21 protein-coding genes and 2 pseudogenes are annotated in these 20,230 nt (G+C 66.3%); 10 read left to right on the forward strand and 13 right to left on the reverse strand.

The window, feature by feature from the left end; genetic code table 11:
- Nucleotides 1-5: 5 nt before the first annotated feature.
- The 4 genes from PHLH3_RS09280 to PHLH3_RS09295 all read right to left on the reverse strand — a co-directional run bounded on the left by PHLH3_RS09280 (nucleotide 6) and on the right by PHLH3_RS09295 (nucleotide 3,445).
- Nucleotides 6-506 (reverse strand): oxidoreductase, encoded by a 501-nt coding sequence (locus PHLH3_RS09280; protein ID WP_213628994.1) that lies wholly within the window; start codon nucleotides 504-506, stop codon nucleotides 6-8.
- A 99-nt stretch (nucleotides 507-605) separates the two neighbouring features.
- Entirely contained in the window at nucleotides 606-962 is a 357-nt protein-coding gene (locus PHLH3_RS09285) for an Mpo1-like protein (protein ID WP_213628995.1), read from the reverse strand.
- Nucleotides 963-1,052: 90 nt separating this feature from the next.
- Nucleotides 1,053-2,534, reverse strand: coding sequence for a methyl-accepting chemotaxis protein (locus PHLH3_RS09290; RefSeq protein ID WP_213628996.1), 1,482 nt, complete (start codon nucleotides 2,532-2,534; stop codon nucleotides 1,053-1,055).
- A gap of 104 nt (nucleotides 2,535-2,638) precedes the next feature.
- Entirely contained in the window at nucleotides 2,639-3,445 is an 807-nt protein-coding gene (locus tag PHLH3_RS09295; RefSeq protein WP_213628997.1) for a TatD family hydrolase, read from the reverse strand.
- Nucleotides 3,446-3,675: 230 nt separating this feature from the next.
- Between PHLH3_RS09295 and PHLH3_RS09300 the strand changes: the two genes are divergently transcribed.
- Both PHLH3_RS09300 and PHLH3_RS09305 read left to right on the forward strand, forming a co-directional pair.
- Complete coding sequence (locus tag PHLH3_RS09300; protein WP_213628998.1) at nucleotides 3,676-5,097, forward strand: transglycosylase SLT domain-containing protein; 1,422 nt, start codon at nucleotides 3,676-3,678, stop codon at nucleotides 5,095-5,097.
- Between the two features lie 110 nt (nucleotides 5,098-5,207).
- Complete coding sequence (locus tag PHLH3_RS09305) at nucleotides 5,208-5,642, forward strand: DoxX family protein (RefSeq protein ID WP_173173957.1); 435 nt, start codon at nucleotides 5,208-5,210, stop codon at nucleotides 5,640-5,642.
- A gap of 47 nt (nucleotides 5,643-5,689) precedes the next feature.
- Here PHLH3_RS09305 and PHLH3_RS09310 read toward each other — a convergent pair whose 3' ends face one another.
- From PHLH3_RS09310 to thpR, 3 genes are all read right to left on the reverse strand, one after another.
- The gene (locus PHLH3_RS09310) at nucleotides 5,690-6,721 is read right to left on the reverse strand and encodes a lipase secretion chaperone (protein WP_213628999.1); all 1,032 of its coding nucleotides are present in this window, start codon (nucleotides 6,719-6,721) and stop codon (nucleotides 5,690-5,692) included.
- Between the two features lie 48 nt (nucleotides 6,722-6,769).
- A complete protein-coding gene (locus PHLH3_RS09315) occupies nucleotides 6,770-7,702 on the reverse strand; it encodes a triacylglycerol lipase (RefSeq protein WP_213629000.1) in 933 nt (310 codons plus the stop codon).
- Nucleotides 7,703-7,899: 197 nt separating this feature from the next.
- Complete coding sequence (gene thpR, locus PHLH3_RS09320; RefSeq protein WP_213629001.1) at nucleotides 7,900-8,445, reverse strand: RNA 2',3'-cyclic phosphodiesterase; 546 nt, start codon at nucleotides 8,443-8,445, stop codon at nucleotides 7,900-7,902.
- Nucleotides 8,446-8,648: 203 nt separating this feature from the next.
- Between thpR and PHLH3_RS09325 the strand changes: the two genes are divergently transcribed.
- Entirely contained in the window at nucleotides 8,649-8,957 is a 309-nt protein-coding gene (locus PHLH3_RS09325) for a class I SAM-dependent methyltransferase (RefSeq protein ID WP_111261412.1), read from the forward strand.
- Between the two features lie 6 nt (nucleotides 8,958-8,963).
- Here the strand turns inward: PHLH3_RS09325 and greB are convergent, their stop codons facing one another.
- From greB to PHLH3_RS09340, 3 genes and pseudogenes are all read right to left on the reverse strand, one after another.
- Nucleotides 8,964-9,461, reverse strand: coding sequence for a transcription elongation factor GreB (gene greB, locus PHLH3_RS09330; protein WP_111261413.1), 498 nt, complete (start codon nucleotides 9,459-9,461; stop codon nucleotides 8,964-8,966).
- A gap of 84 nt (nucleotides 9,462-9,545) precedes the next feature.
- A pseudogene (locus PHLH3_RS09335) lies at nucleotides 9,546-12,040 on the reverse strand (FtsX-like permease family protein).
- Between the two features lie 5 nt (nucleotides 12,041-12,045).
- Nucleotides 12,046-12,729 (reverse strand): ABC transporter ATP-binding protein, encoded by a 684-nt coding sequence (locus PHLH3_RS09340; protein WP_213629002.1) that lies wholly within the window; start codon nucleotides 12,727-12,729, stop codon nucleotides 12,046-12,048.
- 10 nt (nucleotides 12,730-12,739) lie between these two features.
- Between PHLH3_RS09340 and PHLH3_RS09345 the strand changes: the two genes are divergently transcribed.
- The 3 genes and pseudogenes from PHLH3_RS09345 to PHLH3_RS09355 all read left to right on the forward strand — a co-directional run bounded on the left by PHLH3_RS09345 (nucleotide 12,740) and on the right by PHLH3_RS09355 (nucleotide 14,737).
- Nucleotides 12,740-13,345 carry an arylesterase gene (locus PHLH3_RS09345; RefSeq protein WP_213629003.1) on the forward strand — a complete coding sequence of 202 codons (606 nt, stop codon included), beginning with the start codon at nucleotides 12,740-12,742 and terminating at the stop codon, nucleotides 13,343-13,345.
- Nucleotides 13,346-13,413: 68 nt separating this feature from the next.
- Nucleotides 13,414-13,695, forward strand: a complete 282-nt coding sequence (locus PHLH3_RS09350; protein ID WP_173173968.1) for a hypothetical protein — start codon at nucleotides 13,414-13,416, stop codon at nucleotides 13,693-13,695.
- 74 nt (nucleotides 13,696-13,769) lie between these two features.
- Nucleotides 13,770-14,737: pseudogene (locus tag PHLH3_RS09355) on the forward strand (L,D-transpeptidase family protein).
- 139 nt (nucleotides 14,738-14,876) lie between these two features.
- On the opposite strand, the gene oprI reads toward PHLH3_RS09355, so the two are convergent.
- Nucleotides 14,877-15,128, reverse strand: coding sequence for an outer membrane lipoprotei OprI (gene oprI, locus PHLH3_RS09360; protein ID WP_003448337.1), 252 nt, complete (start codon nucleotides 15,126-15,128; stop codon nucleotides 14,877-14,879).
- 395 nt (nucleotides 15,129-15,523) lie between these two features.
- Here oprI and PHLH3_RS09365 point away from each other — a divergent pair, with 395 nt between their 5' ends.
- Complete coding sequence (locus PHLH3_RS09365; RefSeq protein WP_337056710.1) at nucleotides 15,524-16,864, forward strand: hypothetical protein; 1,341 nt, start codon at nucleotides 15,524-15,526, stop codon at nucleotides 16,862-16,864.
- A 19-nt stretch (nucleotides 16,865-16,883) separates the two neighbouring features.
- Nucleotides 16,884-17,165, forward strand: a complete 282-nt coding sequence (locus tag PHLH3_RS09370) for a GNAT family N-acetyltransferase (RefSeq protein ID WP_213629004.1) — start codon at nucleotides 16,884-16,886, stop codon at nucleotides 17,163-17,165.
- 56 nt (nucleotides 17,166-17,221) lie between these two features.
- On the opposite strand, the gene PHLH3_RS09375 is transcribed toward PHLH3_RS09370, so the two are convergent.
- Both PHLH3_RS09375 and PHLH3_RS09380 read right to left on the reverse strand, forming a co-directional pair.
- Nucleotides 17,222-18,298: a 3-deoxy-7-phosphoheptulonate synthase gene (locus PHLH3_RS09375; RefSeq protein WP_213629005.1), complete on the reverse strand. Its 1,077-nt coding sequence runs from the start codon at nucleotides 18,296-18,298 to the stop codon at nucleotides 17,222-17,224.
- A gap of 161 nt (nucleotides 18,299-18,459) precedes the next feature.
- On the reverse strand, nucleotides 18,460-18,879 hold the full coding sequence (locus tag PHLH3_RS09380) for a PilZ domain-containing protein (RefSeq protein ID WP_213629006.1): 420 nt from the start codon (nucleotides 18,877-18,879) through the stop codon (nucleotides 18,460-18,462).
- 5 nt (nucleotides 18,880-18,884) lie between these two features.
- On the opposite strand from PHLH3_RS09380, the gene PHLH3_RS09385 reads away from it, so the two are divergent.
- Complete coding sequence (locus tag PHLH3_RS09385) at nucleotides 18,885-19,265, forward strand: thioredoxin family protein (protein WP_213629007.1); 381 nt, start codon at nucleotides 18,885-18,887, stop codon at nucleotides 19,263-19,265.
- On the forward strand, nucleotides 19,265-20,221 hold the full coding sequence (locus tag PHLH3_RS09390) for a putative 2-dehydropantoate 2-reductase (protein WP_213629008.1): 957 nt from the start codon (nucleotides 19,265-19,267) through the stop codon (nucleotides 20,219-20,221). The genes PHLH3_RS09385 and PHLH3_RS09390 overlap by 1 nt, the downstream gene beginning before the upstream one ends.
- Nucleotides 20,222-20,230 lie beyond the last annotated feature (9 nt).

The following is a 20,230-nucleotide window of genomic DNA, read 5'->3' on the forward strand; positions in this document are numbered from 1 at the left end:
GGTCGCTACTCGATGTAGATATCGCTCAGTTGCCAGATGGCACGGTTGTAGTACTTCTGCACGCGCAGTTCGGCGTGTGTATCGAAGGGGTACATGAGGAAAAGCGGCCCATAGGCTTCCACCGCCATGGGCTGGCCGTCGCGGGAATAGGCGATCACCGGCTGGTAGCGCTCGATGTCGCTGGCGGGGATCACCACCGAGTAGTCGTTGAGTGCCCGCAGGTGCAGCTCGGTGGGGTGCCGCGCACCTGGTAGCCGCTCGAGGAGACGGCTCAGGGGCACGCCGTGCCAGTCGGAGACCCGATCGTCACTGGGGCCGCGGGCGCGCAGGGTGACGCCGGGCATGGCCTGGAGATCGCGCAGGGTGAACACCTGGGGACCGGCACCGGGCAGGTGCAGACGCAGGGCGGGAATATCCAGCGGGTAGGCGGACTGCTCCCCCCGGGCGAGGGCGCTCAGGGTGACTGCCAGGAAAATGGTGCCAAATATCTGTCGCTTTGACGGCATGCGACGACCCTCATACAGCGTGGTGCCAGCATATCGTCATTCCTTTGGCGAGCTTGAGTATTTTCCGACGAAAGTAATGGCTCTTTGGTGGCAGAGATATCAGTGGCGGTTCCGCCAGTTGCGCCACCAGGCGCCGCTGAAGAGGAAGCGCGGGAAGGTGACGAACTGTTCGGTGAGCAGGCGGCCAACGGCATCCCTGCGATCGGCGAACGGCTCCGGTTCCTCGGCTTCGAGGCGGTGTCCGTGGGATTGCAGGCCGAGGGAGGCGGCCAGTCCGATGAGGCCGAGGGCGATGTTCAGGACGCTCAGGGTGAACAGCCCGTCGAGCAAGACCAGGGTGGCGACGATGAACAGCGGCACGGCCAGCAGGTGCAGCACCAGGTTGGTGGGGTTGCGGTGGTTCCTGGCGTAGGTCTTCCACTGCCAGGCGCGGAGGTTGGGATGACGTTTGCCCATGGTGCGGATTCCTCTGAGGATTGCGGGCAAGTCTAGGCCGGCCCTGGAGGGGCCGGCGAATGGGTTGTGTCTATGGGCGGGATAGCCAGTTCAGAGCTTGAGCTGGCGGATGGCGCGAGAGAGTTCGCTGGCGAGGCTGGCCAGTTCGGCGCTGGTGGAGGCGGAGCCTAGGGTCTGGCTGACGGTGAGTTCGGTGACGTCGCGGATGCCGACCACGGCGCGGGTCATCTCCTCGGCGACCTGGCTCTGCTGTTCCGCTGCCACGGCGATCTGCGTGTTGCTCTGGCGCATCTGCGCCACGGCGCCGGTGATGGCGGCCAGCGCTTCGCCGGCTTCGTGGGCCTGTTGCACGCAGCTGTCGGCCTTGAACGAGCTTTCCTGCATGAACTCCACGGCGTCGCGGGTGCCGGACTGCAGGGCGAGGATCATGCTGGTGATCTCGTCGGTGGAGTCCTGTACGCGCTTGGCCAGGTTGCGCACCTCGTCGGCCACCACGGCGAAGCCACGGCCCATCTCGCCGGCGCGGGCGGCCTCGATGGCGGCATTGAGGGCGAGGAGGTTGGTCTGCTCGGCGATGCCATGGATGACGCTGACCACGCTGCTGATCTTCTGGCTGTCCTCGGCCAGCTTCTCGATCATCTCGGCGGTCTGCTGCACGCCGCTGGAGAGCCCGGCGATGGACTCGCCCACGCGGCTGACCACGCTCTGGCCGGCTCCGGCGAGCTGGTCGGCGGTCTGCGACTGGTCGCGGGTGTCGGCGGCGTGCTGGGCGATGTGATGCACGGTGGCGGACATCTCGTTGATGGCGGTGGCGGCCTGGTCGGTCTCGCTCTGCTGGCCGAGCATGCCCTGGCGCACCTCGCCCATGCTCGACGCCAGTCGCGCGGCGCCCTCGTCGAGGCGCTCGGTGACCTGGGCAACGGTGCCCACCACGCGCTGGAAGCCCGCCTGCATGGCGTTGAATGCACTGGCCATCTGGCCCACCTCGTCACGGCTGTCCAGCGGTACGCGGGCGGACAGGTCGCCGCTCTTCTCCACGTGCAGCATCACGTCCTTGAGGGTGTTGAGGTGGCTGAGGAGGAAGCGGATCAGCAACTGCGAGGACGCCAGCAGCGCCATCATCAGCAGGAAAACGGTGACCGCGTAGTTGAACATGCGCGAGGTGAACACCTCGGCGAAGCTCGGCGCATGGGCGAGCACGGCGATGCGCTGGCCGTCGGCGGCGTCCTGCACCTGGGCGCCGACCACCGGATCGCTGCCGAACAGGGCGTCGTGGTCCAGGTCGACCCAACCGGTGGCACGGGTCAGCGCGCTGGTGTCGACCCCCTGTAGCTGCGGGGCGCTGCCGGCCGCGAAGCGCACGATCTCCTTGCTGGCAGGCAGTGCCTGCCCGGCGGGCCAGGCGCGCAGCAGTGCGGCCTGCGCCACGGCCGCATCGCGGGCAGCCTCGACGCGGGCATCGCGCTCGAGGCTGATGGCGTGCAGCACCAGCAGCAGCGTGGTGACGAAGGCGACGGCGTTGACCGCCCAGAACTTGTACTTCAGGGAAAGATCGCGCATCCAGTTACCCATGTTCTGTTCTTTTTTCTCTAAGGCTTGGCAAGGTGCCAGCATTGTTTCGCAGCACTGTGACGTGATCGTTGATCCGTATCAATCGGCCTCTTTACCGGAACAGGTTAGGCGATGTTCGGCAGACCGAAAAACGCGCGTGCGCAGACGGTGGTGTGCTGGGCCAGGTGCTCGGGTGTTTCGCCCCGGTGGCGGGCGACTTCGTGGAGCACCTCGGGCAGGAACGCCGGCTCGTTGCGACCGCTCTTCGGCTTCGGTCGCAGGCTGCGGGGCAGCAGGTAGGGAGCGTCGCTTTCCAGCATCAGCCGGCCCGAGGGGATTTCACGTACCAGCGGGTGCAGGTGGGTGCCCCGGCGTTCGTCGCAGATCCAGCCGGTGATGCCGATGTGCAGGTCGAGATCGAGGTAGGCGAAGAGGGCGCGCTTCTCGCCGGTGAAGCAGTGCACCACGGCGGCCGGCAGGCGATCGCGGAATTGCCGCAGGATGGCCAGCAGGCGCTCGTCGGCGTCGCGTTCGTGGAGAAATACCGGCAGGCTCAGTTCGACGGCCAGGGCCAGTTGTTCCTCCAAGGCCTTCTCCTGCTGCGGGCGCGGGGAGAAGTCGCGATTGAAGTCCAGGCCGCATTCGCCCACGGCGCGTACTTCCGGTTCGGCCAGCAGTGCCCGCAGGTGGCGGGCGCTGTCGGCATTCCACTGGCTGGCTTCGTGGGGGTGCAGGCCGGCCGTGCTGAACAGGCGGCCGCCTTCGGGGTCGAGCTGGCGAACCAGGGCCAGTGCTTCTTCGGCATCAGCCACGTTGGTGCCGGTGAGTACCAGTTGCGCCACGCCTGCGGCGAAGGCGCGTTCGAGCAGTGCTTCACGCTCTGCCGCAAAGCTTGAATGGGTCAGATTGACGCCAATGTCGATGAGTTGCATGGTGCTACCTCGAACGTGAGCGGAGCAGCATAGCAAAGCTCGATTCATTAAAGAAAATTCAATAAATACAGTTAGTTATGGTTTTTTGTTGAAGTTGTTACAGCGTTTTGGCTGGTGTCGACGGCCGAGCTGTGACACTCTCCGCGCCCCTCGCACCGCCCGGAACTCCGTCCGGGGGCTGCGTTCTCAGACGGTCGGCTCGCTTCCTGCGGCCTGATCCCGGAGATTCGATGACCCGAACGCTGCTGCTTCTGTTGTGCCTGCTCGCCCTGTCGCCGTTCCCGGCTGCAGCGCGCCTGGCCGGCCCGCCGGAAGCCTGGCAGCAGCCGAGCGAGGCGCGTGACCTGGCGCAGATCCGCCGCAGTGGCGTGCTACGGGTGTTGGTCAACCAGAGCCGCAACAGCTCCGGCGAGGTCAAGGGCGAAGCCATCGGCATCGAATACCACCGCATCCGCGCCTTCGAGCAGTACCTCAACCGCAACGCCCGCGATGGCCGCGAGCTGGACGTGAAGATCATCCCCAGGGCCAAGGACCAGCTGCTCGCCGCCCTTCAGCGCGGCGAGGGTGATCTGGTGGCCCCCGGCGAGCTGGTGGACCCGCGCAGCGGCGGCGAAGTCAGCGCCAGCGCCCCCATTCGCCGCCATGTGCCGCTGCTGCTGGTCAGCCGCAGTGGCGATCGCCGCTACCAGCGCCTGGAGCAGCTTTCCGGCCGCAGCATCGCGTTGCCGGCCGGCAGCGCGGCGGCCGAGGCGCTGCGCCGGGTCAACCAGCAGCTGGCGCAACGCAAGCTGGCGCCGATCGTCATCGAATGGGTCGATCCGACCCTGGCGGTGGAGGATGTGCTGGAAATGGTCCAGGCCGGCATCTTCCCGCTGACCGCTGTCGAGCAGCCCATCGCCGAGCGTTGGGCCAAGGTCATGCCCAAGCTGCGTATCGAGAAGCACCTGGTGCTGGACAACCAGCGCGACATGACCTGGTTCGTCCGCCGCGACGCGCCGATGCTGCGCGCCAGCATCGATCGCTTCCTGGCCGGCTACAACGCGCCCTCGGACCAGGACGCAACCTTCCAGCGCGTGTACCGCCGCTTGTACAAGGTGCACAGCCCCCTGGCCCGGGCCGATCGGCAGCGCCTGGAGAAGGTGCGCCCGGTGCTGCAGCGCTTCGCCGACCAGCATGCCTTCGACTGGCTGAACCTGGCCGCCGTGGCCTTCAAGGAATCCAGCCTCAACCCGGCCGCCCGTGGCGCCAGCGGTGCCACCGGGCTGATGCAGATCACCCCCGGCGCGGCGCGCACCGTCGGGGTTGGCAACATCCATGCGCTGGAGAACAACGTGCAGGCCTCGGCCAAGTACCTGGCCATGCTGCGCAAGGGCTTCTTCAACAGTTCGCAGCTCAATGAGCGCGAGCGCATGGCCTTCACCCTGGCCGCCTACAACGTGGGACCGCAACGGGTGCAGAGCCTGCGTGCGGAGGCTCGGCGCCGTGGGCTCAATCCCAACCAGTGGTTCTTCCAGGTCGAGCGTATCGCCGCCGAGCAACTGGGCATGGGCGTGGTGAGCTATGTCAGCGCGGTGAACAAGTACTACCTGGCCTATGACCGGGAGCGTTATCTGCTGGAACCGCAGAGGAAAGTCGCAAGCAGGGGCAAATAATCGATTTTATCGATTTCAATGCTGCGTTTTTTGCGGTTTTCATATCGAAAAAATCAACTAAGATTGCTCTCGTCTGAACCAACACCTCCTCACTCGAAAGGAAACGCGACATGAGCAATCCGATCAAACGCCTTCTCTCCACCAACGCCGGCATCGGCATCACCCTGCTGCGCGTGGTGACCGGCCTGACCTTCGCCGCCCACGGCTCGCAGAAACTCTTCGGTCTCTTCGGCGGCTACGGCCTGGAAGGCACCGGCCAGTGGATGGAAAGCATCGGCCTGGCGCCCGGCTACCTGCTGGCCCTGATGGCGGGCAGCGCCGAGTTCTTCGGTGGCCTGGCCCTGGTGATCGGCCTGCTGGTACGTCCCGCCGCCGCGTCGCTGATCGTCGCCATGGTGGTCGCCATCTTCAGCGTGCACTGGGCCAGCGGGTTCTTCATCACCAACGGTGGTTACGAGTACGCGCTGATCCTCGCCCTGATCTCCGGCACCTTGCTGATCGAAGGCGCGGGCCGCTTCTCGCTGGACCGCAGGTTCAGCCAGTAACCGCTGCGAACCCGAAGAAGGCCCGCCATGTGCGGGCCTTCTGCGTTTCAGGGCTGCTGCGCGCGCGCTGCGGCCAGTTCGAGCGCGGCGTCCAGGCGTTGGCGCTCGTGCTCGTCGAACTTCTCTTCGGCCAGGCGCTGGATCGCGGCACGGCGATCGCCATCGCTGAGCCCGGGGTTGGACTCGATGCGCGCCTTCTCGGCCTGGAAGGCGCCGATCCGCTGCTTCCAGCCCTGGCGACGCTGGTCCAGGGCCTCCAGGCGCTCGGTGGCTTCGGCACCTACCAACTGCTGGCGCAGGCGGCGGATCTCGGTGGGCGTGGCGCCTTGAGCCTGCAATTGGGCGGTCTGGGTGCGGAGTTCGGCCTGCAGCTGCGGCAGCACGCTGTCCTGCAGGGCCTCGGGCAGGCCCTGGCGCAGGCGGTCGACGGCGGCAGCCTTGGCGGCATCGTCGAGGGAGGCGTCATGGGCGATGGCCAGGCGCTCCAGGGTGAAGCGGTTGTAGGTTTCCTCGCCGGCGAAGAACACCTGGTGCACCTCGGCGCTGAACAGGCGGGCGCGCAGGGCGCTCACCGCGGCTTCGCGCTGGCGCATGGCGTCCAGGTCGGCCATCTGTGGCAGGTCCTTTTCCAGCTGCACAAGCTGCCGCTTGTAGTCCAGGTACTGCTCCAGCAGCGCCAGGGCCTGGCTTTCGGCCGGCTCCTGCAGCTGGGCGGTGATGTAGCCGCGCAGGCGCTGGATGGAGATGCCGATGGGCTCCTCGCCGATGGCGCTGAGGAAGTAATCGAAGATGCGGCGGATGTCCTCGGTGATCAGCAGGTTGCCCGCTGCGTCCAGCTGGAAGCGGCCGTCGACCTGGGTGCCGGCGAAGGAGGCGGGCAGGGCGGGCAGCTGCGCCGGCAGGGCGGGCGCGACGCCGGGGCCTGGTGTCGGGTCGTCGGCTGCGGAGGCATTAACGAGTGGCTGTCGGGGGCTGTCGGGAGCCTGCGGCGCCGGGCTGTCGGCGGCGGATTGCAGGTAGAGGATCGCGGCCAGGCAGCCGGCGAAGACCAGGGGCAGGGACAGCAGGAATCTCTTCACGGTGGCCTCTTGTCAGGGGGCGGGGCCCGCAGGCCCCGCCGGGGCGGCTTACAGGCCGTCGTTCTTCAGGCGGTTGGCATGCTGGCGGTAGACGGTCACCGGGTCGGTCTCGAACAGGCTGGTGAGGCCGAAGGTCTGGTTGACCTCGTCGAGGTGGTTCATCCGGTAGTTGTCACGCACCACCTTGCCCAGGTGGGAGCTGCAGCGGCCGACCAGGCCGTCGGTTGCTTCGCCCTTGAAGGTGAGGGAGGTGGCGCCGAGCAGTGCATCGCTGACGTCGAGCACATTGGTCAGCGGGCTGGTGCCGCTCCAGGAGTAGTAGCGCACGCCGTTGACCTGGTAGGCGCCCTCGCCGCAGGCGCTGGTGGGGATGCCCTGGGGGAACTTGGCGTTGAACCGGGCCGCGCCCTGGCTGTTGAGCGACTCCAGCGAGCCGAGGCCGTTCTGCGGCAGGGTGCTCCTGCTGCCGGAGAGGAAGTTGATCAGCGAGCCGAGGCCGTTGACGATGCCGGCGACGATCGTCTCGCCTGCCGAGCCGGGCGGGATCTGCCGCAGGAAGTCGGCGGTGGCCGAACCCTTGTGCGGGCCGCCGACGCTGGTGGCGGAGGCGACCAGGTCCGGACGCACGCCGGCGACATAGCGGATGGTCGGGCCACCGTGGCTGTGGCCGATCAGGTTGACCTTGGGTTTGCCGCTGATGGCGACGATTTCCTCGACCTGTTCCAGCAGCTCCTCGCCACGGGCTTCGGAGGTGTTCAGCTGGCTCACTTCGGTCACGTAGACCAAGGCGCCGTCACGGCGCAGGGCCGAGGGGATGCCATACCAGTAGTCGACGCCGAGGATGCTGTCGAAGCCGAGCATGCCGTGGGCGAGGACCACGGGGTACTTGGTCTGCGTGTAGCCGGTGGCGGCAAGGGCTTCGCCGGAGGCGGCGAGACCGACTCCAAGGGCGAGGGCGAGCAGGATCTTGTTGTTGTTCATTGGTTGCTCTCGGTGATGGTGGAACAGGCAGTGGGTGCCTCCCTGCGAAGCCGCCGCGCCCATCCTGGGCGCGTACATCAGCGGATGGGCTGGGGCAGGAACCATGCCAGGGCCGCGATTCGCACGAAATGGCGTCTGCGTCGCAGGTTTCACCGTTGTTTACAGCCGTTCACCGAATGTTCGCGGGCGTTTCCCTGTTACTGAGTGAAACGCTCGTTTGAGTCCCGAGGCAGCAGTGGCCAGTGCGCGAGGGCGCGGTAGTGCGCGCCGGACGCGGTGTTTTCCGAGGCGAAGAGGGTGAACTGGTTCACAGGCCAATCGAAGGTTGGGGCTGCTGTGGCCGGCAGGTGGGTGCAGTGGCGCGCGAGCGTGAGGTGTGGGTGGAAGGGCCTTCGCTCCAGCGCGAAGCCTGCGCCCCGCAATCTGTCCTGGAGGCTGGCGGCGAGGCTCATCAGGGCTTGCGGCGGATGTGCGGGGGCGAGGTGCAACAGGCCGTTCTGCCAGCAACGGAGCTGGTCGAGACGCAGTTCGAAGGCTTCGCCGACGAGGCTCGCGGCGAGGTTTTCGAGTTCGCCGACGCAGCCTCGTGGCTGCTCGCCGAGGAAGGCGAGGGTCAGGTGCAGGTTGTGCCTCGCCACGGCTTTGCCACCGCAGGAGGCGGCTTCGCGCCACAGGGCTATGCTCGTTGCCAGCGGCTCGCTGCAAGGCAGGGCGAAGAACAGGCGCAAGGGAGGTGTGGACATGGTCGCGGAGGCTCCAGGACGACGTCTTGGTCGTATTGACAGTATTGCGGGCGCTTCTCTAGGATGCCGCCCCATGCGCCGATTTAAGACAGCTACTTGCGGGGCGCGGAGGTGGAGTCCATCTCGAAATACCGCTAAAGCGCTGGTTCGGTGTCGCCTCTCACCGCTGCCCAGCGGGATCAACGAGGCGGAGACATGACACCATGACCTGTCCCCAACCGCTCATTCGCCTGGCGCCCATCACTTCGGGCCCGGTATTGCGCAACCCCAGGGTTCTTCTCAGCGGCCCCCACCAGCCGACCATGCTGCGTTATCTCGACGGCTGGCCGAAGCGCTGGGCCGGCCCGCGCAACCTGCTCATCCAGTTCGCCGTCGATGCCGGGTCCTTGCAGCGCTATGCCGCCGACAGCTTCGACATGGCCGTGGTGCAGGCGCCCGCCCGGGAAGACGTTGCGCTGATGGTCCGCGAACTGGTGCGGGTCTCGCGCCAGGGCCTGATCACCCTGCGCTGAGGCGCATCAGGGGTATTCGATCTCCACCACGTACCAGCTCTTCTCGCCGGTCGGCGTGTGCACCAGCACTTCGGCGTCCAGCGCCTTGCCCACCAGGGCGCGGGCCAGCGGCGAGTCGATGCTGATGTGGTTCTGCTTCAGGTCGAGCTCGTCCGGGCCGACGATGCGGTAGCGCGATTGCTCGCCGTCGTCGTCCTCGAGGGTCACCCAGGCGCCGAAGTAGACCTTGTTCGGGTCGGACGGGCGTTCGCTCACCACCTTGAGGCTTTCCAGGCGCTTGGTGAGGAAGCGCACGCGGCTGTCGATCTCCCGCAGCATCTTCTTGCCGTAGGTGTATTCGGCGTTCTCGGAGCGATCGCCCTGGGCGGCGGCCTCGCTCACCGACTGGGTGACCTTGGGTCGCTTCACGTGCCACAGCTCGTGCAGTTCGGCGCGCAGGCGGGCCTCGCCTTCGGGGGTGATCAGTGGGGTACCGGCGGTACGTGGGGGGCGATAGCGACTCATGTTCGGGGCAGCGGCTCTGTGCGCGACGGAAGGGGCCGGAGTCTAGCAAGAGCCCGGCCCGCCTTGTACAGGCGGGCCGGGCGATCAGGCTTCGCGCAGCACCTGCAGCGGGCTGGCGTTGAGCGCGCGGCGGGTGCCGATCACCCCGGCGCCACCCACGAGCAGCGCTCCCAGGGGCGGCAACAGCAGCAACCAGGGATGCGGGTGCCATTGCAGGTCGAAGGCCAGGGTGTAGAGCAGGGCGCTGACCAGCTCGCAGCCCAGGGCGGCGAGCAGGCCGGCAGCGGCGCCGAGCAGGGCGAACTCGGCGCGGCGAGCCCGCTGCAGCAGGCTGCGCTCGGCGCCCAGGGCCCGCAGCAGCGCGCCCTGGCGGATGCGTTCGTCGAGGGTCGATTGCAGGCCGGCGAAGAGCACGGCGAGGCCGGCGGCGAGCACGAACAGCAGGACGAATTCCACCGCCACCGTGACCTGGGCGAGGATGCTGCGCAGCTGCGCGAGGATGGCTTCCACTTCCAGCAGGGTCACCGCCGGGAAGGCACGGGCCAGCTCCACCAGCTCACGGTCATGCTGCGGCGGTAGGTAGAAGCTGGTGAGGTAGGTGGCGGGCAGGTCGGCGAGGGAGCCGGGGGCGAAGATCATGAAGAAGTTCGGCTGGAAGTTGTCCCAGTCGACTTCGCGCAGGCTGGTGATGCGCACGTCACGGCTGATGCCACCGACGCTGAAGCTCAGGCGGTCGCCCAGCTGCAGGCCGAGGTTGCCGGCGAGCTTGGCCTCCACCGAGACGCCGGGCAGGTCGCCGGCCGGCACCTGGTCCCACCATTGCCCGGCCACCAGGCGATTGCCACTGGGCAGGTCGGCGGCCCAGGTGAGGCTGAGGTCGCGCTGCAGGGCACGTTCGCCCTGGGATTCCTTGCTCGCATGCTCCTTCGCCGGCTCGCCGTTGATGGCGGTGAGGCGGCCGGGCACCACGGGAACAGGGGGGCCGGGTGGGGCGAGAGCTGGGCGAGGCGTTCGGCGAAGGCGTCCTTCTCGCCGGGCAGGACGTTGAGCACGAAGTAGTTCGGTGCGTCGGCGGGCAACTGGTCCTGCCAGGTGTCGAGCAGTTCGCCACGCAGCAGCGCGATCAGCGCCATCGCCAGGAGGATCAGGCCGAAGGCCAGCGATTGCCCGGCGGCGGCCAATGGGTGGCGCAGCAGCTGCCCGAGGCCGAGACGCCAGGGCAGGGCGGCACGGGCCAGCAGGCGACGCAGGCCATTGAGGCCCAGGAGCATCAGGCCGCCAAGGATCAGGGTGGCGAGCAGGCCGCCGCCGAGCAGGGCGAGGGTGAGCTTCAGGTCCAGGCTCAGGCGCCACATGATCAGCCCGAGGGCGAGCAGGGCGGCGCCGTACACCAGCCAGGAGCTGGGTGGCACGGGCAGGAGGTCGCGACGCAGCACTCGCAGCGGCGGCACGCGGCCGAGGGCGGCCAGCGGCGGCAAGGCAAAGCCGGCGAGGGCGACGAGGCCGGTGGCGATGCCGGCGAGTGCGGGCAGTACGCCGCCGGATGGCACTTCCGCCGGCAGCAGTTCGCGTAGCAGGTGGAACAGGCCGAGCTGGGCGAGCCAGCCGATCAGCGCGCCGAGGAAGGCGGCGGCGATGCCGAGCAGGCCCAGCTGCAGGGTATAGAGCAGCAGCGCTTCGCGACGCGACAGGCCCAGGCAGCGCAGCAGGGCGCTGGCGTCGAAGCGGCGGGCGGCGAAGCGGGCCGCCGACAGGGCCACGGCGACACCGGCCAGCAGCACGGCGGCGAGGCTGGCGAGGTTGAGGTAGCGCTCGGCGCGGCTGAGGGCGCCGCCGACCTGGCGGTTGCCGTCGCGGGCATCCTCGATGCGCTGGTTGGCAGCCAGGGTGGGTTCCAGGGTGTCGCGGTAGCTCTTCAGCGCTTCCGCCGGGCCGCTCCACAGTTCCCGGTAGCGCACCCGGCTGCCGGGCTGTACCACGCCGGTGGCGTCGAGGTCGGCGAGGTTCATCAGCAGGCGGGGGGTGAGGCTGTAGAAGTCCCCGGCACGATCGGGCTCGTAGGTAAGTACACGGGTCAGGCGCAGGGTCTTCTGGCCGACGTCGACCGTGTCGCCAGGACGGATGTCCAGGGCGGTGAACAGGCGCGCCTCGGCCCAGGCTTCGCCAGGTGCGGGGCCGGCACCGGGCTCTTCGGGCGCATAGGGGGCCGGTGCGCTCCTCAATTCGCCGCGCAGCGGGTAGGGCTCGTCCACCGCCTTGACGCTGGCGAGCTGGATGCCGGCGTCACCGGCGATCACGCTGGAGAATTCGACGGCACGGGCATGACGCAGGCCCAAGCGCTCGCCGGGTTCGATCTGCTCCGGCAGCGCTGGGGAGGAGCCGCCGAGCAGCAGGTCGGCGCCGAGGAATTCGGTGGCCCGCAGGAGCATGGCGCCGTTCAGCCGGGCACCGAAATAGCCGATGGCGCTGCTGGCGGCCACGGCGACCACCAGGGCGAAGAACAGCACGCGCAGCTCACCCGCGCGGGCATCCCGGAGCAGCTGCCGGGCCGCCATGCCCAGCAGGCGCGTGAGCGGCAGGCGCATCAGGGTTCCACCTGGTCGACCAGGCGCCCGGACTCGAGGCGGATCAGTCGGCGGCAGCGATGGGCGAGGCGCTCGTCGTGGGTGACCAAGACCAGGGTGGTGCCGCGCTCCTGGTTGAGCTGGAACAGCAGGTCGCTGATGCGCTCGCCGGTGTGGCTGTCGAGGTTGCCGGTGGGTTCGTCGGCGAACAGGACGTCGGGTTCGGCGGCGAAGGCGCGGGCGATTGCGACGCGCTGCTGCTCACCCCCAGAGAGCTGGCGCGGGTAGTGCCCCAGGCGCTGGCCGAGGCCGACACGATCGAGCAGGTGGCGGGCGCGGTCGCGGGCATCCGCGCGGCCTTCGAGCTCCAGCGGCAGCATGACGTTCTCCAGGGCATTGAGACTGTCGAGCAACTGGAATGACTGGAAGACGAAGCCGACATGCTCGGCGCGCACGCGGGCACGCTGGTCCTCGTCGAGGCGGGCGAGGGCGTGGCCCGCCAGGTTGATGTCGCCGGAGCTGGGCAGGTCGAGCCCGGCGAGCAGGCCGAGGAGGGTGGATTTGCCCGACCCGGAGCTGCCGACGATGGCCAGGCTGTCGCCTTGGGCCAGGTCCAGGTCCAGGTCGTGGAGGATGGTCAACTCGCCTTCCGCGCTGGGAACCACTTTGCTAAGGTTCCGCGCATTGAGAATGCTTGCGCTCATGGAGAATCCGATGCGTGCTTGGTTGTTGGGCAGCTGCCTGGCGTTGATGGTGATGGCCCAGGAGGCGGCGGCGGGGACCGTGCTGGTCGTCGGGGATAGTATCAGCGCCGCTTTGGGGCTGGAAACCAGCCAGGGCTGGGTCTCCCTGCTGCAGAAACGCCTGGATGAGGAGGGTTTCGAGCACCGCGTGGTGAACGCGTCCATCAGTGGCGACACCAGTGCCGGCGGTGCTTCCCGGCTGCCCGCGCTGCTCGGCGAACACAAGCCGGAGCTGGTGATAATCGAGCTCGGTGGCAACGATGGCCTGCGTGGCCAACCCCCCGCACAATTGCAACATAATCTTGCCGGTATGGTGGAGCGGTCGCAGCAGGCAGGAGCCAAGGTGCTGCTGCTGGGCATGCGCCTGCCGCCCAATTATGGCAAGCGCTATACCGACGCCTTCGCCCGGGTCTACCAGGACCTGGCGGCCTCCCGGCAGGTGCCGCTGGTGCCGTTCTTCCTCGAAGGGGTGGGGGGCGTCGAGGGTATGATGCAGGCCGATGGCATCCATCCGGCGGCGGGTGCCCAGGGCAAGTTGCTGGATAACGTCTGGCCGAGCCTGAAGCCGCTGCTCTGAGCCCTGCCGGGAGGCTTTTCCAGGCCTGGCCTTTCGGCTAATGTTGCGCACCCGTCCTGGAGTCCTTCATGCCGCGCCCCGCCTGGTCCCTGCATGCCTACAAGCTGATCGAGCCCGACGAACAGCTCGACCTGTTCGCCTGTCGCGAGGTGCGCCTGCACCTGGTCGCGCGCCAGCTCGAACTGGGTGGTCATGCGGACAGGACTCTCTGCGGCGGCCTGCTGCCGGCGAAGCCGCGCTGGTGCGAGCTGGAAAGGCCGCAGTTGCAGGACCGGAGGTTGTGCCCGGCCTGCCGTGCCGAGTTGAACGCCCAGCGCGACGGCCAGCGGCCCGAATGGTCCGACGGCTGAGCCCTCCCGGCGCGTTGCATGCCGGTGTACAATCCCGAGTCTTTTAATCAGCCACTTTTGCCAAGGATTACCGGATGTTGTCGCGCGTTCCCGCCGTCGCCCGTTCCCTGTCTCTGGCCGCGTTCGCGCTGGCCAGTCACGCCGCAGCACTGGAGCTGCCCCTGCCGCCCCGGGCGAGGATATCGTCGGCCAGGTCCAGGTGATCAAGGCCAAGTACGAAGACACCTTCGCCGACATCGGCGTGGCCAATGACCTGGGCTACCTGGAGATGGTCGCCGCCAACCCGGGCGTCGATCCCTGGCTGCCGGGCACTGGCACCGAGATCCTCCTGCCGACCCGTTTCATCCTGCCGCCGGGCCCGCGCGAGGGCATCGTGATCAACCTGGCCGAGTACCGCATGTACTACTTCCCGAAAGGGGAGAACGTGGTGCACACCTTCCCGCTGGGCATCGGTCGCGAGGGCTGGGGCTCTCCGATCAATACCACCAAGATCACCGCCAAGACGCCCAACCCGGCCTGGTATCCGCCCAAGTCCATCCGTGAAGAGCACGCCGCCGACGGTGACCCGCTGCCCACCGTGGTGCCGCCGGGCCCGGATAACCCGCTGGGGCCGTTCAAGTTCACCCTGGGCCTGCCCGGTTACCTGATCCACGGTTCCAACAAGAAGTTCGGTATCGGCATGCGTGTCAGCCATGGCTGCTTCCGCATGCTCAACAACAACGTGCTGGAGTTGGCGAAGATGGCGCCGGTCGGCACCCCGGTGCGGATCATCAACGAGCCCTACAAGTTCGGCGTGAGCGGCGGCAAGGTCTACATCGAGGCGCACACCCCGCTGAACGACCATGGTGATCCGTCGGTGGTGGACAAGCACACCGCGGTGATCAACGCGCTCCTCAAGCGTGAGGACCTGGTCAACAGCATCCGCCTGGACTGGGAAGTGGTGCGTGAAGTCGTGGCGGCCGAGGATGGCCTGCCGGTGGAGATCGCCGAGCCTTCCGCTGCTGTTGCCAACAGCGAGCCTGCACCTGCCCCGAGCTTCTGATCGCATTTCGCCGAGAGCCCGCCTTCCCTCGGATGGCGGGCTTTTTCATGCCCATGGAAATGTGCCGGGGCGGAGTCGCGGGCATAAAAAAACCGACCCAGTGAACTGGGTCGGTTTCGAGTAAAAGCCTTGTGGGCTATTACTTGCGGCTGGCTTTTTCCAGCATACGCAGAGCGCGCTCGTTAGCCTCGTCAGCGGTTTGCTGGGCTTTCTGAGCGGCGGCCAGAGCTTCGTCAGCCTTGCGGTAGGCTTCATCGGCACGGGCTTGAGCGCGAGCGGCTGCATCTTCAGTTGCAGTCAGACGGGCTTCGGTTTCTTTGGAGACGCTGCTGCAACCGGTGGCCAGAACTGCTGCCAGAGCCAGAGCAGAGAATTTCAGAACGTTGTTCATCGTGTTCCCCTTAAGGTGGACATTTCCATAAAAGCAATTCCCCGAGCTTGGGAAATTAGCCGGCGTACATACTACCCATAACTTGTAGTAAGTAAACTGACACGGTGCAAGGAGGCAGGTTTTTTTTCACCTGATCCTCTATTCCCTCGCGCAAGTCCTGGTGCATCTGTGCAAAAAGCATCCAGTTGGATAGTCCTTGAGCAGGCGAAGTTCAAAGTTTAGCCGCCGGTGGGGAAAGTGCCCTGGCGACCCCGGCCCGGTTGGTCGAGCGGAAGTAGTCGGTAAGTGATTGGAGGAGGTCGCTTTTGCATCTTCGCCCGCTTGCGGGATGTAAAGCACACAACTTCCCAATCGTTACAGTGAACTGGTTCTTCATATTGTAGGAAATGCCGTGGATGGCCTTCAGGCGCACTGATAAGCTGCGCCGATTTCCTCCCGCATTCCAGGACATCAAGGACGGCGTAATGGCAAGACTACTTAAGTGGGTGGTGCTCGCAGCGCTCGCGCTCGCGTTAATCATCAAACTCTCCCTGTACCTCTCGGTCAGGTCGATCATGAATGATGCGATCCAGCAGCTTTCGCCGATCATGGACATCAGCTACGGCGGGATCACGTCCTCCTTCGACGGCCGTGTCGGCCTCGAGAACCTCAAGATCCGCGTCCCTGCGCTGAGCGACAGCGTGCAGGTCGCCCATGCCGAGCTGAAGTTCAATGGCCTGCGCGAGCTGCTCAGCTTCAAGGAGCGCCTGGACGAGGGCAAATTCCCGAAACAGATGGCCATGCGCCTGAAGGGCGTGATGCTGGAAGTGCACGGCCCCTTCATGCAGCAGCTTTACGATGCGCCGACCGAACGCAGCATCTTCACCGCGATGAGCGAAGTGGCGTGTGGCAAGGTCAGCCACATCGGTACCAACGAACTGCTCGACATGGGCTATCGCACCTTCGAGACGGACGCCGAGTTCTCCTACCTGTTCGAGCCGGGCGCGCAGAAGCTCACGTTCAATCTCACTTCCGATACCCGTGACATGGGCGAGACGCGCGTCAGCATGGCGCTGTCGAACATGTCCGAGAAGCCGGGTGATTTGCGCGTCAACCCGCCGCGCCTGTCGAGCGTCGTCTTCGAACTCAACGACAACCAGTATCAGCGCAAGGTGCAGGAGTACTGCGCCGGTAAACTCGGGCAGTCGACGGACGTCTACCTGAAGACGGCGGTGGAGCAACTCGACCGCGTGCTGCGCTCGCAGAAGATCGCCCTCGACCAGCCGCTGCTGGATGCCTATTCGCGCTACCTGAAGGACCCGCAGTCGCTGCGCGTCGAGCTGACACCGACCGAGGGCATGAGTTGGGACGGCCTGCAGTTCTTCGAGCCCAAGGATGTCGTCGGCATGCTGCGCCCGGCGCTGCTGGTCAACCAGCAACCGGTGCAGCCGATCGCCTTCGCCTGGGTCGACCCGGACAAGCGCGCCGAAATGGGCGTGAACGAGAAGGTCTCGGTGGCAGCGGAAAAAGCCGACGATGCCGGTGCCTCGCCGCAGTACGAGTTCGTCAACGTATCCAGCCTGCAGGACTACGCGGGCAAGCGCTTGCAGTTCATCACCTTCGATGGCGCCTATTACCAGGGTGTATTACATAAGGTGGAGAACGGTAAGGCTTTCCTGAGTGTCCAATTTGGCTCCGGCTCCGCCGAAATGTTTCTTCGGCTGGAAAAGATAGATAAGGTACGGGTGTTGTTCTAAAACCCCCTGAGGAGTTGCGATGAGCGAGGCGCTGTCCATCCACCATGACCAGGCAGGTCATCAGTTCGAGACCACTGTGGACGGTCATCGTGCATACCTTGCCTACATGGACCTGGGCAAACAGACATTGGACATCTATCGCACCTTCGTGCCGAACGCGCTGCGTGGCCGGGGCATCGCAGCGGCGCTGACCGAGCGCGCACTGGGCTTTGCCGAAGACCAGGGCTATACGGTGATTCCCTCCTGCTCCTACGTGGAGCGTTACATCGAGCGCCGCCAGCGCCACGCCCACAAGGGCTGAACTGGGCTCAAACGAAAACGCCGGGCAGATGCCCGGCGTTTTCGTTGTGCGGTCGATCAGCCGCGCTGGCGCTTGGGCAGTACGTCCTTGAGCTTGGCGTGCATGCTGCGCAGGGTCTTCTCGGTGGTTTCCCAGTCGATGCAGGCGTCGGTGATGGAGACGCCATACTTGAGCTGGTCCAGGTCCTTGGGAATGGACTGGCTACCCCAGCCGAGGTGGCTCTCGACCATCAGGCCGACGATGGAGCGATTGCCTTCGAGGATCTGGTTGGCGACGTTGTCCATCACCAGCGGTTGCAGGGCCGGGTCCTTGTTTGAGTTGGCGTGGCTGCAGTCGACCATGATGTTCGGCTTGATGCCGGCCTTGGTCAGTTCCTGCTCACAAATGGCAACGCTCACCGAGTCGTAGTTGGGCTTGCCGTTGCCGCCGCGCAGCACGACGTGGCCATAGGCGTTGCCCTTGGTGGTGACGATGGAAACGCCGCCTTCCTGGTTGATGCCGAGGAAACGGTGCGGGCTGGACACCGACTGCAGCGCGTTGATCGCCACGGTCAGGCTGCCGTCGGTGCCGTTCTTGAAACCGACTGCCGAGGACAGGCCGGAAGCCATCTCGCGGTGGGTCTGGGATTCGGTGGTGCGGGCGCCGATGGCGGACCAGCTGATCAGGTCCTGCAGGTACTGCGGGGAGATCGGGTCAAGCGCCTCGGTGGCGGTGGGCAGGCCTTTTTCGGCCAGGTCGCGCAGCAGCTGGCGACCGATATGCAGGCCGTCCTGGATCTTGAAGGAGTCGTCCAGGTACGGGTCGTTGATCAGGCCTTTCCAGCCGACGGTGGTGCGCGGCTTCTCGAAGTACACGCGCATGACCAGGAACAGGGTATCGGACACTTCGGCAGCCAGGCCCTTGAGGCGATCGGCGTACTCGTGGGCGGCCTTGATGTCGTGGATCGAGCAGGGGCCGACCACCACGAACAGGCGATGATCCTTGCCATCGAGGATGTTGCGTACCACTTCACGGCCGTTGGCCACGGTGCGCAGGGCAGCGTCGGTGAGCGGAATCTCGCGTTTCAGTTGCTCCGGCGTGATCAGGGTCTCGTTGGAGGCAACGTTGAGGTCGTCGATCGGTAAATCAGCCATCGTGCTAGTCATCAGGTCAGTCGTCAGGTCACAGGTGCGGGCCGCCAGCCATCCCGGAGCTGCGGGGCACGGCATTTGAGTGCGCGTCGGGGACGCGGAACCTTAACGCGTTACACGCTGGCTCGACAATGGCACCAAGGGGGCAAATAGGCGGAAAATGCTCAGTTCAGGCTGGCTGCGGAGAACTCGGCGGCGTGACGGGCGATCCATTCCTGCGCGATGCGCTCGATCGGCAGTTCCTCGCCGGCTTCGAGCTCGCGCTGCTTGCGGTAGACCTCGATCTGGCAGACCTGCTCGACCATGCGGGCGCGGAAAAGCGTTTCCTCATCGGTGAAGCAGATGCCCACCAGGTAGTCGTCGGGCTGCTTGCGGCACCAGGCGACGATGCCGGCGTAGCGTGCCTCGTCACCGAACAGGGGGATGCGCAGCTCGATCGCGGTGCCCTTGCGAAAGCCTCGGATCGAGTTGCAGGCAACGCCGCCGAGACTGATATTGTGCAGCCGCTGTCGCGGCAGGAAGCTGTGCTTGCGCAGTACCAGCTCTACAGGCATATCGCTGGGGTGACGCAGGAATCGACGCATTTTTCATGGACTCCGGGTGCCATTTTTCCGGCATCGCTAAGGGCAGTATAGTGCGCGAACTCGAACTGACTGATTTCGATGCGGACCAGCAACTGCTGGCCCTGCCGGGTATCTCGCTCATCGTATTCACGAGCATAGGTTGTGCCAGTTGCCGCTGGGCGCGGCGCCACTTGTCGCAGATGCCCCTGGGCGTCGACAGATTGTGCTGGATAGACGCCGGCAATAATGGTGGCCTGGTGCAGCGCTACGAGGTATTCCACCTGCCCGCACTCTTCGTGGTGCGGGACGGACAATTTCTTGGCGCCCTGCACAGCACGCTGCAGGGCGAGGACCTGAACCGCAACCTGGACGACGCCCTGGCCCGCCAGGCAGAGGAGCTTCCCTGATGACCCAACCCTCGCAGCCACGCATCGGCATCATCGGCACCGGTGCCATCGGCGGCTTCTACGGCCTTTTGTTGGCCCGCGCCGGCTTCGACGTGCACTTCCTCCTGCGCAGCGAATACGACGCGGTGCGCGCCAATGGCCTGCAACTCAACAGCGCGGTGCACGGCGCCCTGGCCCTCAAGCCCGTGCAGGCCTATCGCGACGTGGCCGAGATGCCGCCCTGCGACTGGCTGCTGGTGGGCGCCAAGACCACCAGCAACGCCGATCTCGCGCCGCTGATCGCTCGGGCCGCCGCGCCGGGCGCCAAGGTGGTGTTGCTGCAGAACGGGCTGGCGGTCGAGGACGCGCTGCGCCCGCTGCTGCCGGATTCGCTGCACCTGCTGGGTGGGCTCTGCTATATCTGCGTCCATCGCGAGGCGCCGGGGGTGATCGAACACCAGTCCCTGGGCGCGGTGAACCTGGGCTACCACTCCGGCCCGGCGGGCGATGACGCGGCACGCCAGGCGCTGGTGGAGGAGGGCGCCGGACTGTTCCGTGCGGCGGGGCTGGACTCCACCGGGATGCCCGACCTGGAGCAGGCGCGCTGGCAGAAGCTGGTGTGGAACGTGCCTTACAACGGCCTCTCGGTGCTCCTTGACGCGGGCACCACCGCGCTGATGCGCAACGCCGACAGCCGCGAGCTGATCCAGGCGATCATGCAGGAGGTGGTGGAAGGTGCACTGGCCTGCGGGCACAGCCTTCCGGAGGGCTTCGCCGGTAAATTGCTGGCGGCCACCGACCGCATGCCCGACTACCTGCCGAGCATGTACCACGACTTCGCCCAGCGCCGCCCGCTGGAGCTCGAAGCCATCTATGCTGCACCCCTGGCAGCGGCCGCTGCGGCGGGCCGGGACCTGCCGCGCATCCGCGCGATGTACCAGGCCCTGCGCTTCATCGACGCGCGCAACCAGGAATAAGGAGACAGG

The sequence above is a fragment of the Pseudomonas sp. Pc102 genome, from assembly GCF_018408275.1.
Taxonomy (GTDB): Bacteria; Pseudomonadota; Gammaproteobacteria; order Pseudomonadales; family Pseudomonadaceae; genus Metapseudomonas; species Metapseudomonas tohonis.